Source organism: Rhodococcus sp. PAMC28707 (assembly GCF_004795915.1).
Classification (GTDB): domain Bacteria; phylum Actinomycetota; class Actinomycetes; order Mycobacteriales; family Mycobacteriaceae; genus Rhodococcoides.
Map to the genome: position 1 here is coordinate 2,900,455 of NZ_CP039253.1, position 13,290 is coordinate 2,913,744.

A 13,290-nucleotide genomic window follows, 5' to 3' on the forward strand; every position below is an offset into this window, starting at 1 on the left:
GTGCATGCATGCGACGGACAACCCTTCTGGCAGGTTTCGCAGCAGGCATGCTCGTGGTGGCCGGTTGTTCCTCGTCTTCGGATGAGGATCAACCGGCCATCTCTGCTCCTACCCCGGTTGCGACAGCAGACGGCAGGGGGCTTGCCGACGCCGTCACCGAGGAGGGCGTCATCGCTCACCTGGAACAACTCGAGCGAATTGCCACCGACAACAACGGCAATCGCGCAGCGGGTACTCCTGGATACGACGCGAGCGTCGACTATGTCGTCGATCAGCTCGAGTCTGCCGGATTCGCGGTGGAGACACCCGAATTCGAGTTCGATCAATTCACCGCCGATACCCAACGGCTCTCTGCAGGTGAGCAGAAGCTGCCGGTCAACGCTCTGACCTATTCGCCGTCGTCTCCGCCGAATGGCATCACCGCACGGGTGGTTCTCGCCCCGGCCGACGGTTCACCTGGTTGCGAAGCAACAGATTACGACGGTCTCGAGGTGTCCGGTGCCATCGTCGTCGTCGACCGGGGCGTGTGTCCGTTCGGCGCGAAACAGACCGTCGCAGCAGAGCTGGGTGCTGTCGCGATCATCGTGGTGAACAACGAGCCAGGACCGCTCGACGGTGGCACGCTCGGTAGCGCCGACATCGCGAAGATTCCCGCCGGTGGCGTCAGCGCCGAAGACGGACCGATCGTGGCGTCGGCGCCGGAATTGACGCTCACTCTCGACACCGAAACTACAACCACCAAGAGTCGCAACGTCATTGCGCAAACCAAGACGGGCAGCACCGAGAACGTCGTCGTCGCGGGCGCTCACCTCGACAGCGTTCCCGAGGGGCCGGGCATCAACGACAACGGCAGTGGCACGGCCGCGGTTCTCGAGACGGCCCTGAAGATGGGAAGCGAACCGGACATCACCAACGCTGTACGTTTCGCGTTCTGGGGGGCCGAGGAGCCTGGGCTCGTCGGGTCGACCGAATATGTCGACGGGCTGAGCGAGGAGGACGAAGCGGCAATCGCGCTGTATCTGAATTTCGACATGATTGCCTCGCACAACGCCGGCTACCTCGCCTACGACGGCGACAACTCGGACAAAGTCGGCGCTCCGGCGGGTCCGCCGGGATCGGAAGCGATCGAGCGGGTATTTCTCGAGCGTCTGCAGCAGGAGGGCATCGCCGCCGACGGGACCGACTTCGACGGCCGCTCAGATTACGGCCCGTTCATCGACATCGGGATTCCATCCGGGGGAGTGTTCAGCGGTGCGGACGAGACGAAATCGCCCGAACAGGCGGCTAAATGGGGTGGGACGGCAGAGGAGACGTTCGACCAGAATTACCACACCGCCGAAGACACCCTCGCCAATATCGACCGAACAGCCTTGGGCTCGAATGCATCGGCTGTAGCGTTCGGCATCGGAACTTTCGCGCAGGAGATCGACGGCCCGAACGGAGTTCCCTCGGGGGCGGCACGTACCGAGGCGCGGTCAGGAGAATGAGGTATGGGTAACCCTCGGTTACGTCCGATTCTGTGAACCCGGCCCAGGTGGGCATCGTGCCTAGTTGTGCGATGTTGTGAGGGTGTGGCGGTACCGTGCGTGGGCGCTGTGGTCAGCTCACTGGTGGCCACATCGGGGTGATGCTCCAGGGCTGCGCAGACTCGATCTGCGAGGCGATGCGGATCAGCAAGTCCTCGCGACCGAACGCCGCCACGAACTGCACCCCTATCGGCATACCGGTCGAGTCCTGGCCCAGGGGCAGCGAGATTGCTGGCTGGCCGGTGATGTTGAAGGGGCTCGCGAACGCGCTGTAAGCCCCCGCGTACGTCCAGATCGACTCGATGTTGCTGGCATCGAGCAGCCCGAGAGGCGGTGTCGGCTCAGCGAGGGTCGGCGTCACCAGCAGATCATGGTCAGCGAAGAATTTGCCGACTGATTCCGCGACGACGCTGAGTCTTTCCATGGCGAGAGGGAACGCGCTTGCGCCGAGTGACTTCGTGCGTTCGTAGACCACTCGCACCGCGGCCTCTAGATCATCGTCTCGGAGCCCTCGGCCGAGATGCTCCAGCCGGGCGTCTATCGCCATCGCCATCGACGCCGCTGTTCCTTGTCGTATTACAGCGGAATTATCGCCTAGCGCGAAGTCCGGCTTTCCGACGGACACCTGGTGCCCCAAACTCGCCAGCAGCGCCGCGACGTCGTCGACGGCCGCCGCGCAGTCCGCGTGTGCGGGTGTGCCGTTCGGCAAGTGCGTCATAGTGCCGATCCGTAGCACGCCTGGGTTGACACCCACCTCCTGCACATACGGGCGGGACGGCTGCACGATAGTCACCGGAGCCCCGCGCTGCGGCACGGACACGATGTCGAGGAGCAGTGCAGAGTCCCGCACGGTTCGTGTAACTGCGTGTTGTACTGACAAGGGCGCTGTGAGGACGTTACTGCCGATGACTCGGCCTCTCGATGGCTTGAGGCCCACTAGCCCTGTCATCGCCGCTGGGATGCGTATGGAGCCGCCACCGTCGCTGGCGTGCGCGGCAGGCAGCATGCCCGAGGCGACCGCCGCCGACGCTCCACCCGAAGATCCGCCTGGGGAGTGACTAAGCCGGTGCGGATTGTGTGTCGGCCCGAACAGTGCTGGCTCGGTGCTGGCGTTCTGGCCCCATTCCGGGGTGTTGGTCTTGCCGACGATGGCCATTCCGGCTTGTCGGTAGGCAGAGACAATCGGCGAGTCGGTCTTGGCCACCGCGTCGGCGAAAAGCCGAGATCCATGTGTCGTCGGCAACCCGGCGACATCGGTGGAGAGGTCCTTTATCGCAAACGGCACGCCGGTAAGGGGGCCCTCCGGCAGCCCGGCCGCCACCTCGGCGCGTACCTCGTCCGAGCGCTCGGCGACAAGGGCGTTGATCGCAGGGTTGCGCTCGGCGATTCGAGCAAGTGCGAACTCGACGACTTCGCTGACAGAGACCTCTTTGTCAGCGATCGCCTTTGCCAACCCCGTCATATCGCGCTCGTCGAACAACTCTTGCATGTTTCCTCCTGAACGCCCAGGTGGCGACCTGCGACGCAGCTCGAGTCAATTTTGATGCCGCACTTGTGATTACCGTAATCTCAACCATTGGTCGAATAGTGACGTGTTTCACCCACCGGGACGAGCGCCTACGGCTGAGATAGCGCTGTGAACAGTGGAGCGGGCGACGCTGACCTATCCAAAGCGCCCGAGCTCAGCGGTGTCCCCGAGGAAGATCTATGCATTCTCCGTGTGGTGCAGTCGCCACAGCGGGGACACCGGGCCGTGGCCCGCGCCGAGGTCGTAAGACGCCTCGAGGCATCGAGTGACCCACTCCTTGCCGAACGCGACGGCGTCGGGCACGGAGTAACCGTGCGCCATCGCGCAGGTGATAGCCGCACCGAGTGTGTCACCGCCACCGTGATCGTTGCCGGTGTCGATGCGGGGGCCGGAGAATTCGAGGAATGTGTCGCCGTCGTACAGGATGTCAGTGCTCTTGTCCGAAGTGCGGAGATGGCCACCTTTGACCAGGGCCCACTGGGCGCCCAGTTTGTGCAGCGCCTCGGCTGCGCGGCGTGCGGAGTCGTCGTCGACCACGACGATGCCGGTGATCAACCTGATTTCATCGAGATTGGGCGTGACGATCGTGGCAATGGGGAACAGCGTCGTGCGGATTGCGTCGAGGGCTTCCTCGTGCAGCAATGGATCGCCGTGCATCGACGCGCAGACCGGGTCTACCAGCAATGGCACCGGCTGATCGCGCCCGATTCCTACCTCTGTACAGACAGCGGTGACGGCCTCGATGATGGCCGTGGAGGCGAGCATTCCTGTCTTCGCTGCGCTGACTCCGATGTCGCCGACCACGACGCGAACTTGATCCGCGACGACACTCGGTGGGATTTCGTGAAAGCCGGAAACGCCGACGGTGTTCTGAACGGTGACCGCGGCCACGGCTACGCAGGCGTGGACGCCGCACAGTGCCATCGTCCGACTGTCGGCTTGGATACCCGCCCCGCCGCCCGAATCGGTACCGGCGATCGTCAGCGCTCGGACGGGGGTGGATCCGTCGGGCGTCAGCGGTAGGAGCTTCACGAGAGGTGACAGTACCGGCAACGGTCCGCACGGTCTCCGCAGATGTGCCCATTGTCATGAATGTTGTTGGTTCACAATGAAATAGTGGCTGCCTATATGACGGTTACCAGCCGGGGTGTTGCGACGACGTTGCATGACTACGTAACCGAAGGTTTGTTCGCGCAAATGGGTGACAAGCCTCGTACTGGCATGTTTAATAGTGGTGAAGGTCACATCTTAGTAACAACTCGAATTTCTCATTCACGTCTTACACAGCAAAGGAGGTGACCTGTGCTCGCCAGCTCCCCCAGTGCAGAGGTGTCCATCAATACGGACCAGAATCGATTCGAATTGAGGCTGAATGGCGACTTGGTGGGAATTATCGGCTACTACGAAGTCGAGGGTTCGTTCAAGCGTGGTTCTCGCGCTCGCGTCGTCTCGTTCATGCATACCGTGGTCACGGAAGACTTCGGACATCAAGGCCTTGCAGCGATTCTCGTTCGCAGGGCACTCGACAGCGCACGATCGTACGGCTGGAAGGTCAAGCCGGTCTGTACTTATGTGCAAAGATTCGTCGTCGCCAATCCCGACTACTCCGACGTCGTCGTTCCGCTCTAGAGGTAACGGTTTCACCCTGCCTGCGTCGAATTACTCGGTTCCGTTGCCAATCGGCCCGACTACTGTTCTCATGGTGACATGAATCACAGTCGCATCGACCTAACTTCTGCGGCCGCCGTCACCGCGGCGGTGCGAATCGAAGACAACACCGCGCACAATCGGTTCGACCTGTTCGTCGGCGAAGAACTCGTCGGAATCCTCGGGTATCGAGATGCGGACGACGGTGCCGTCGCCTTCATGCACACCGTGGTCAAAGAGGACTTCAGCGACCGCGGCTGGGCAGCTGTGCTTGTCCGTGGAGCGCTCAACACCGCACGCGACCGCCAATGGCGGATAGTCCCGATCTGCACCTATGTCCAGCGATACCTCGCACGAAATCCCGAGTTTCTCGACCTGGTCGCCTAACGCTCGAGTCAGGAGATTTCGAGGATGACGGGCGCGTGATCGCTGGCGCCCTTGCCCTTACGCTCCTCGCGATCGATGGACGCGCCGGAGACGCGAGACGCGAGCGCAGGGGAGGCCAGCGCCATGTCGATTCGCATTCCTTGTTTTTTCGGGAACCTCAGCTGCGTGTAATCCCAGTAGGTGAAGGTTCGCGGCTCGGAAGTGAACTGCCGGGTGACCTCGGCGAATCCGGCATCGACGAACGTCTCGAATGCAGCGCGCTCGGGCCGCGACGTGTGAGTCTTGCCCTCGAACAACTCCGGATCCCACACGTCTGCATCGGTGGGGGCGATGTTCCAGTCTCCGACCAACGCGATCTGCGCCTGTGGGTCCGCGGACAACCATGCCTGGGCATCGGCCTGTAGCTTGGCAAGCCATTCCAGCTTGTAGGTGTAGTGCGGATCGGCAAGATCGCGGCCGTTGGGAACGTAGAGGCTCCACACTCGGACGCCGTCGCACGTCGCCCCGATTGCGCGAGCTTCGCGCACCGCTTCGATCTCCGGATCCTTGCTGAAACCGGGCTGATCCTCGAAACCGATCTGCACATCTTCCAAGCCGACGCGGGAGAGCAAAGCGACGCCGTTCCACTGGCTCAGGCCGTCGTGAGCGACCTCGTACCCGATCTCACGGAACCGTTCGTACGGAAACTGCTCGTCCTTGCATTTGGTTTCCTGCATAGCCAGGACGTCGATATCGGATCGTTGAAGCCAATCGACGATTCGGTCCTGCCGAGAGCGGACAGAGTTCACATTCCAGGTAGCCAGTCGCACGGCACACACCCTAACCGAGCGCCGACCGTCGGCCCAGCGGTGTGCCAGGAGGTCATCGAGGCGGCTCGGCGTACCGATATCGGTGATGCTCGACGAACCCGAGTTCCCGGTACATCGCGAGGGCCCCGAGATTGTCGGTCGACACCTGTAGATAGGCGTGAGTTGCTCGCTGCCCCACTCCCCATGCAAGGAGTTCACCGCAGATGCGCGTCCCGAGTCCGTGTCGTCGATGAGCCTCGGAGACCTCGATCGCTGTCAGCCCGACCCAGCGTCGAAGATCGGGGGCTGTGGTGACGGCTGCACGTCCGATGGCCAGTATCTCCGTCGCGGAACTGCCGATCCGCGCAAATCCGACAACCCCGTCGCGGACGGCCGACACGACGTCCATTGCATCCTCGGGGGTAGCGCGTCCGCGGTAGTGATAAAACCTCCGCCAGTCCTCGTCGGGGGCGGCGGTGATGACCGATATCGAGTCGGACGGCATCACGAGGGAGGTGATGTCCGCGGCCATCACTATGACTTCGTAACCCGTTGTCCAGCCGGCGGGAACTGCGCCGAGACGATCGGGCAACAACAACTTCGGCCACTGTCCGCGGTCGCGGAACCATGCGGCGATCTCACCGAGCGAGGACTCGTCGGCATGCGGCTCGACTGGAACGGCAGAGTTTGCTCGGCCGGTGAACCCGCGGCCGTACCGCAGCAGCCATCCGCCGATCCACGCCTGCTCCAGGCCCGGCCACCCATCGGCAGCGGCACGTTCGAGTGCTCTGATCTCCGAGGTCCTGATCGGTCGCGGACCGAGGGCCTTCATCGCCACGACACGATCGCGGGCCACCCGCACGACGCGACCGTCCCCGGCCCGAACGGCTACGACTTTCTCGTCTGCCGCGACCAGTTCACCGATGACGTCGGTCATCGGATGGCTGTACCCCGGGGGGAGTCGATACCGCAACATGACGCGGGTGCCGGGCGTGACGGCCACGAACTCAGTCGTCCTCGTGGCCGAACGGATCTTCGACGGTCCCCGGTATCCAACTCAGGCCCGGCTTGCCCCAGCCCGCGCGCTTGATCGCCTTCTTCGCTGCGCGAGCGTTGCGGCCCACCAGCACGTCTACGTAGAGAAACCCATCCAGATGGCCGACCTCGTGCTGAAGCATGCGCGCGAAGAAACCGGTGCCTTCGATGTCGACTGGGGCGCCTTGCGCATCGGTGCCGGTGACCCGAGCCCAGTCGGCACGCCCGGTGGGGTACTGCTCGCCGGGTACCGACAGGCAGCCTTCGTCGTCGTCCTCGGGATCGGGCATGGTCTCCGGGATGGCCGAAGTCTCGAGCACCGGGTTGATCACCTCGCCCTTTCGGCGGACGAGCTTGCCGTCGGGCCCCTCGTCAGGGCAGTCGTACACGAACAGTCGCAGCGGGATGCCGACTTGATTGGCTGCGAGGCCGACACCGTTGGCGATGTCGAGCGTTTCGTACATATCCGCGATAAGGTCTGCGAGCTCGGCGGGTGTTTGCGTGACTGCGTCCGTCGGGGTGTGTAGAACCGGATCTCCGACGATCCGGATGGGAAGAATTGCCATGGTCGAGAAGAATAGTGTCCGCGTGCAGAGCCGCCTACACACGGTGAGCCAGAGGTGCCGCACATGCGACTCGCCGCGGATACCGTACACGGCGTGTGACACGCCCATCATGGTTGAATCAGTACCGAACTACACGTGTGCAATTCGCTCGGCCTCCTTCTGCCAGGCCAGATGGGTGACGCAAAGTCGGGCGAGCCCGTTGAACGTTGGCAGGCGATGAGGGTAAAAGAGAAGTCGAGGAGTGAGATGGACGGCGCAGCAGCGCGTGACTCGAACCAGGCTCCGCAATCCGAAAGCTCCGAAGATCTCAACGAGGTCGGAGCAGACGGGCTGACTCGTCGCGAGCACGACATATTGTCCTTCGAGCGCCAGTGGTGGAAGTACGCCGGCGCCAAAGAAGAGGCGATCAAGGAACTCTTCTCCATGTCCGCCACCCGGTACTACCAAGTCCTCAACGCACTTGTGGATCGTCCTGAATCTCTCGCAGCAGACCCCATGCTGGTCAAGAGGCTGCGGCGCCTGCGTGCGAGCAGGCAGAAGGCCCGCGCGGCACGCAGACTGGGCTTCGAAGTCTAGTTGCCGAGCCGCGATCAACTAGTGTCTTCGAATGTGAGCAGTCCCAATCCGGAATCGTCCGGTCCTCCGCTCCGCGCTCTGGCAATGGTGTTGATTTCGCTGGCGATTCTCTTCGCAGCAATCGGGGCACTGTCGTTGACCGGTTCGGACGAGACCGAGGAATCAGCGGCACAGGCGACGACCAGCGCCGCGCAGCAGGCTCCCGCCAGCTCCGCCGCAGCGCGACCCCCGGCCGCAGCGCAACCTCCAGCCTCGGCCACCCGCACATCCGCGCCGACTCCCACCGGCGAACCGACCGACGTCGAAGTTCGCGTTCTCAACAACAGCAACGTATCCGGTCTCGCCGCCGGAACAGCCGCCACGCTCACCGCCGAAGGCTGGAATGTCGCCGAGACCGGCAATTTCAGCGAGTCGCAGATCGCACAAACCACCATCTACTACGACACTTCGCCGGGCGCGCAGGCCGCTGCCCAGCAAATATCGACTCAACTCGGCGTCGCTGCATTCCCTAGACCGACGACCTTGTCGAGTTTCGGTGAAGGTGTCATCGTCGTCGTGACCGAGTAACTGTCAACCCTTGGGCAGGTAGTACTACCGGCCATAGTTATGATCGACACAACCGCAAAGCCTGCCCTTCGAAGGAGCAATTTCATGGCACCGATTCGTATCGCTCGGCCAGTGAGCCGAACCTGGCGCCTCGCGACCCCCGTTGTAGCCCTCGCGGCCTTCGGCCTGGTTGCATGCAGTGCTCCCGAGACTGCCTCCGACGTCCCCGGAACGACGCCCGCCGTGTGGACCGGCAAAGAGGATCCGAACGGCAAGGCCGTCGCAGCAGATGCGCCCGTCGGATCAGGCGATATCGAGGCATCACTGAAGGACGCGTCCGGCGCAGACGTCGGCACCGTCTCGATCGTCGAAGAGGGAAGCCACCTCCGCATCACCGTCGAGGCCGAAAAACTGACACCAGGATTCCACGGCCTGCACATTCACACCGTCGGCAAATGCGAGGCGAACTCCGTAGCACCCACCGGCGGCGAGCCCGGTGACTTCTTGTCCGCAGGCGGACATCTCCAGGTCGACGGTCGCACCGGGCATCCATCCAGCGGCGACTTGACCTCACTGCAGGTCCGCGAAGACGGAACCGGCGAAGTAGTCACCACGACGGACGCCGTCACACTCGAGGATCTACAGGTCGACGGCGGCCGCGCGGTCGTCATCCACGCCGGCGCAGACAACTTCGCCAACATCCCACCGCGCTACACCTTGCCCGACGGCGCTGCGGTGCCCGACACGACCACACTGATGACCGGTGACGCCGGCGGCCGTGTGGCCTGTGCGGTCATCGACTAGGTGAGTTCCCCGAAGACACCCGATCACTCCGGTCGCTCCGCAGGCTCCGCTCCCGCCCTCCCCGGTCGCTCCGCAGGCTCCGCTCCCGCCCTCCCCGGTCGCTCCGCAGGCTCCGCTCCCGCCCTCCCCGGTCGCTCCGCAGGCTCCGCTCCCGCCCTCCCCGGTCGCTCCGCAGGCTCCGCTCCCGCCATCCACTTCAAGAGTTCCCCACGCCCCACACTCGGCGTCGAATGGGAAATCGCGCTCGTGGACAAGGAGTCTCTCGACCTGGTCAACGCGGCTAGGAAGTCATGGACGGTGTTACGGAGCTCTCCGGTGATCGGACGCCACGCGTAACCAAGGAGCTCCTGCGCAATACCGTCGAACTCGTCACCGGAGTGTGCGAGAACGTCGGTGAGGCCATGGACGATCTCGGCGAATCCCTCGATCTCGTTCGCCGAGCAGCGGACCCGCTCGGCATAGATCTGTTCTCCGCGGGCACGCACCCATTCGCAGAATGGTCGACGCAGGTGCTCACTCGCTCACCCAGCTACGACGAACTGATCGCTCGGACCCAGTGGTGGGGCCGTCAGATGTTGATCTGGGGTGTGCACGTCCACGTCGGAGTGTCTTCACCCGACAAAGTGTTTCCGATCCTGAACTCGCTGCTCCTGCAATATCCACATTTGTTGGCACTATCGGCCTCGTCGCCGATCTGGGCCGGTTCGGACACCGGTTACGCAAGCAACAGGGCGCTGATGTTCCAACAGCTTCCGACGGCAGGACTGCCATTCCAGTTCGAGGACTGGGGGCAGTTCGAAGGCTTCGTCCGTGATCAGATGAAAACCGGCGTCATCGAACAGCTCGGTGGAATGCACTGGGACATCCGCCCAGCACCCAAGTGGGGAACCATCGAAGTACGGGTGTGCGACGGTACGGCCACCAAACGTGAACTCGCGGCATTGGTAGCGCTGACGCACTGTCTGATCGTGAACCTCGACGAACGTCTCGAAGCCGGCGAAACGCTCCCGACGATGCCGCCGTGGCACGTTCAGGAGAACAAGTGGCGGGCAGCGAGGTACGGCCTCGACGCCGAAATCATTCTCGATGCCGACAGCAATGAGCGACTTGTCACCGACGATCTGCACGATCTACTCGAAAAGCTCACCCCGACCGCGGTGCGTCTCGGATGCGCCGACGAATTGGCCGCTGTCGCCGACATTCCGCGCCTGGGAGCTTCGTATCAGCGGCAGCGTCGGATCGCCGCAGAATCCGGTGGAGATCTCAGGGCCGTCGTGGCGTCTTTGGTCGCCGATCTTCGAGCGTGACAGCTCGCTGTAAGTAGTTGTTCATTCACCGTTTACTATTAGCGGCGTGCGTGCGGGTGAAGAGGGGGATGGCTCCACCCATGGGGCGGTACCGAATTCCTTACGGTTCTATGGTGTCGGTGCGGCGGCGGTAGCTGCGTTCCTCGGATTACTGCAGCTTGCTGCAGCCCGCAACGGATTCTCCGGCCCGTTCGCCAGTATCTGGAACGATATCGCCGGTACGCCCAAGTCGATGTCACTACCGTGGGCCGGTCTGATCCTCGGACTCGTCGGTGTGAACAACCGGGTCCGATTGTGGTCGTTGTCGCTCGCGGTCGCTATCGATGTCGTCTTCGCTGTCGGCAGGGCCGAATCTGGGCTTCCCTTCTCTGTCGGCAACGGCGCAGTGATAGTCCTGGTCGGCCTTGCGGTGTACACCGTATGGGCCCGGGACAGTCATGGGATCAAATCCGTGTGCCTCGGCGGCTTGCTCATCCTCGCTTCGAAGGCCGGAGACGCCTGGCTGCAGATCACCACTCTTGTCCGGCCGAACGTACTCGACGAGTACGCCCAGCTGGCAGATCACGCGCTCGGTAATCCGTCGTGGGTCGTCGGCACTGTACTTGCCGCACTCGGCCCGCCCGCGTATGCGGTCCTTCATTGGATCTACATCCAACTACCGGTCGCCGCGATAGCCATCGCGATCTTTCAGCTACGGGGTGTTGCGACGGGACGCCCATGGCCGAGGCACAATCTGGTGCGCACGTTTCTGCTGATCGGCCTCGTCGGGCCGATCCTCTACATCGTGTTTCCGGTGGTGGGTCCGATGTTCGCCTACGGTTCGGCCGGGCAGGGCTTCGAGATCGGGGACTTCTGGCCCACGATAGTTCCGACGGACACTTCGCCGTCCGAGATCCCGTTCGACTCGTCGACGCCACGCAACTGCATGCCGAGCCTCCACACTGCCTGGGCATTGAGCTTGTTCATTCATTCGCGCAGAGGCCCGTGGTGGCTTCGGCTCGGCGGCACGACGTGGCTGGTGGGCACCCTGGCCGCGACGCTCGGATTCGGCTACCACTACGGAGTCGACCTCGTCGCCGGCGTCGTTCTGTGTCTGACTCTCGAAACGATCCTGCGTGACCCGGAACGAGGCTGGGACCGGGGCCGTATCCGGTTGGTCTCGTACGGGACGGCGACCTTGCTGGTGCTCCTGTCGAGTTACCGCTATCTGGCCGTCCCGTTCGCGACGTATCCCGAGTTGTTCGGCCCCCTGATCCTGCTGCTGATGGGCTCGGTCGTCGTGATGTTCTACGCTACGTTCTTTGCCGCGCCTGGTACTGCGATGGCCAACTGGGGTGGACGCAGCGCTAGCGAGGATCCGATTCGTCGGGCTCCATCTCGTTGACGACCAGCAGACCGTCGCGGCCACGCTGCTCGCGGTAGGCGACACGTCCGACGATGTGCGCGATGACCGGAGCGGTTGCCAAGGTGAACACGCCGACCAGCACGAGCATCCAGATATCGACGTTGCCGCGCAGTTGGATGACGGCGCCGGTCAGTACGAGAATCAGACCAACGACCTGCGGCTTGGTCGCAGCATGCATGCGCGAGAGAGTATCCGGAAACCGGACGATTCCGATCGCCGCAGTGAACGCCAGCGTGGCCCCGATCAAAATCAGAACAGCCGAAATTACTTCGAAGACTGCGTTCATTCGTCCCTCACTCGGAATCGTGCGACACTGACCGACCCGATGAAGCTCACCAGCGATAGCGCGACGATGGCCGGCACGATCGTGGTGTCGAGGCTGTGGACCGACCACAGGGCCAGCCCACACATCGACACCGCCAGAATCGAGTCCATCGCTACGAGGCGGTCGAGGGTGCCAGGGCCGTCGAGAAGTCGATAAGTGGTGATGACGGCTGCTGAGACCAGCAGCACGCCTGCAATCACGAGAACCACGGTCATGACCAGTCGCCCTTTCTCTCGTCATCGATCCGCTTGTCATCTCGAGCCTCCACCGGCGTTGCGATGTCATCGCCGAGAACACCGTGATAGCGCTGGTAGTCCTGGAAATGCAAGGGGCTCGGCTGCCAATCGGAGTCGCGCTCGAATGCAGCGATCAACAACTTCTCGAGTAGTCGAACGGACCGGTAGAAGGCGTCGACAGCCTTTTGGCTACCCATGTCGAGGACGTGGACGTAGACAAGCCTGCGCGTCTGATCGATCTCGAGAACCATCGTTCCGGGAATGAGATTGAGGGCATCCACGCACAGTGTCAGCACCAGATCCGACTTGATTGCGATACGAACTCGCAGGACGCCGGTGATGGGAGGAGCCTTCGGTCGGACTGCCAGCCACGCGACACTGAAGCTCGATGCGATTGCGTAGTAGAAGAATACGCAGATGAGCTTGAACACCGACAGGACGTGAACGCGGCCCTCGACGGGAACCTTGGGGAGCGGCAGGAGCAGCATGATACCGAGACCGACGACGATTCCGCCGAGCACATTTGCTGGAGAGAGGCTGCCCCACAGCAGGATCCACACCGAGGTCAGCCAGGCGAGTGTCCAGAGTCGCAGGAGCAGAAAGCGATTCATGTA

The 13,290-nt window shown here is 62.9% G+C and carries 15 protein-coding genes and 1 pseudogene; 8 read left to right on the forward strand and 8 right to left on the reverse strand.

Annotated features, from left to right (window positions below; translation table 11 throughout):
* The first annotated feature begins 8 nt into the window (after window positions 1-8).
* A complete protein-coding gene (locus E5720_RS13205; RefSeq protein WP_136171030.1) occupies window positions 9-1,487 on the forward strand; it encodes a M28 family peptidase in 1,479 nt (492 codons plus the stop codon).
* A gap of 112 nt (window positions 1,488-1,599) precedes the next feature.
* Here the strand turns inward: E5720_RS13205 and E5720_RS13210 are convergent, their stop codons facing one another.
* The gene (locus tag E5720_RS13210) at window positions 1,600-3,015 is read right to left on the reverse strand and encodes an amidase family protein (RefSeq protein WP_136171031.1); all 1,416 of its coding nucleotides are present in this window, start codon (window positions 3,013-3,015) and stop codon (window positions 1,600-1,602) included.
* A gap of 216 nt (window positions 3,016-3,231) precedes the next feature.
* Window positions 3,232-4,086, reverse strand: a complete 855-nt coding sequence (gene thiD, locus E5720_RS13215) for a bifunctional hydroxymethylpyrimidine kinase/phosphomethylpyrimidine kinase (RefSeq protein ID WP_136171032.1) — start codon at window positions 4,084-4,086, stop codon at window positions 3,232-3,234.
* Window positions 4,087-4,356: 270 nt separating this feature from the next.
* Here thiD and E5720_RS13220 point away from each other — a divergent pair, with 270 nt between their 5' ends.
* Complete coding sequence (locus E5720_RS13220; protein WP_136171033.1) at window positions 4,357-4,683, forward strand: GNAT family N-acetyltransferase; 327 nt, start codon at window positions 4,357-4,359, stop codon at window positions 4,681-4,683.
* A gap of 78 nt (window positions 4,684-4,761) precedes the next feature.
* Window positions 4,762-5,088 carry a GNAT family N-acetyltransferase gene (locus tag E5720_RS13225; protein ID WP_179142241.1) on the forward strand — a complete coding sequence of 109 codons (327 nt, stop codon included), beginning with the start codon at window positions 4,762-4,764 and terminating at the stop codon, window positions 5,086-5,088.
* Window positions 5,089-5,096: 8 nt separating this feature from the next.
* Here the strand turns inward: E5720_RS13225 and E5720_RS13230 are convergent, their stop codons facing one another.
* The 3 genes from E5720_RS13230 to E5720_RS13240 are packed head-to-tail and all read right to left on the reverse strand — an operon-like array spanning window position 5,097 to window position 7,477.
* Complete coding sequence (locus E5720_RS13230) at window positions 5,097-5,897, reverse strand: exodeoxyribonuclease III (RefSeq protein WP_136171034.1); 801 nt, start codon at window positions 5,895-5,897, stop codon at window positions 5,097-5,099.
* Between the two features lie 52 nt (window positions 5,898-5,949).
* The gene (locus tag E5720_RS13235; RefSeq protein ID WP_136172678.1) at window positions 5,950-6,852 is read right to left on the reverse strand and encodes a GNAT family N-acetyltransferase; all 903 of its coding nucleotides are present in this window, start codon (window positions 6,850-6,852) and stop codon (window positions 5,950-5,952) included.
* 31 nt (window positions 6,853-6,883) lie between these two features.
* Entirely contained in the window at window positions 6,884-7,477 is a 594-nt protein-coding gene (locus tag E5720_RS13240) for a peptide deformylase (protein ID WP_136171035.1), read from the reverse strand.
* Between the two features lie 246 nt (window positions 7,478-7,723).
* Here E5720_RS13240 and E5720_RS13245 point away from each other — a divergent pair, with 246 nt between their 5' ends.
* The 5 genes and pseudogenes from E5720_RS13245 (at window position 7,724) to E5720_RS13265 (ending at window position 12,094) form a co-directional block, all read left to right on the forward strand.
* Window positions 7,724-8,053, forward strand: coding sequence for a DUF3263 domain-containing protein (locus E5720_RS13245; protein WP_136171036.1), 330 nt, complete (start codon window positions 7,724-7,726; stop codon window positions 8,051-8,053).
* A 33-nt stretch (window positions 8,054-8,086) separates the two neighbouring features.
* Window positions 8,087-8,620, forward strand: coding sequence for a LytR C-terminal domain-containing protein (locus E5720_RS13250; protein ID WP_210729862.1), 534 nt, complete (start codon window positions 8,087-8,089; stop codon window positions 8,618-8,620).
* Window positions 8,621-8,704: 84 nt separating this feature from the next.
* Window positions 8,705-9,403, forward strand: a complete 699-nt coding sequence (locus tag E5720_RS13255) for a superoxide dismutase family protein (RefSeq protein ID WP_210729863.1) — start codon at window positions 8,705-8,707, stop codon at window positions 9,401-9,403.
* A 189-nt stretch (window positions 9,404-9,592) separates the two neighbouring features.
* Window positions 9,593-10,710 (forward strand): annotated as a pseudogene (locus E5720_RS13260) (glutamate--cysteine ligase).
* Window positions 10,711-10,756: 46 nt separating this feature from the next.
* Window positions 10,757-12,094, forward strand: a complete 1,338-nt coding sequence (locus E5720_RS13265) for a phosphatase PAP2 family protein (protein ID WP_168708351.1) — start codon at window positions 10,757-10,759, stop codon at window positions 12,092-12,094.
* On the opposite strand, the gene mnhG is transcribed toward E5720_RS13265, so the two are convergent.
* The 3 genes from mnhG to E5720_RS13280 are packed head-to-tail and all read right to left on the reverse strand — an operon-like array spanning window position 12,057 to window position 13,287.
* The gene (gene mnhG / locus E5720_RS13270) at window positions 12,057-12,401 is read right to left on the reverse strand and encodes a monovalent cation/H(+) antiporter subunit G (protein WP_136171039.1); all 345 of its coding nucleotides are present in this window, start codon (window positions 12,399-12,401) and stop codon (window positions 12,057-12,059) included. The two genes, E5720_RS13265 and mnhG, sit on opposite strands and share 38 nt — an antisense overlap.
* Window positions 12,398-12,655: a monovalent cation/H+ antiporter complex subunit F gene (locus E5720_RS13275; RefSeq protein WP_136171040.1), complete on the reverse strand. Its 258-nt coding sequence runs from the start codon at window positions 12,653-12,655 to the stop codon at window positions 12,398-12,400. The genes mnhG and E5720_RS13275 overlap by 4 nt, the downstream gene beginning before the upstream one ends.
* Window positions 12,652-13,287, reverse strand: coding sequence for a Na+/H+ antiporter subunit E (locus tag E5720_RS13280; RefSeq protein WP_168708427.1), 636 nt, complete (start codon window positions 13,285-13,287; stop codon window positions 12,652-12,654). The genes E5720_RS13275 and E5720_RS13280 overlap by 4 nt, the downstream gene beginning before the upstream one ends.
* Window positions 13,288-13,290 lie beyond the last annotated feature (3 nt).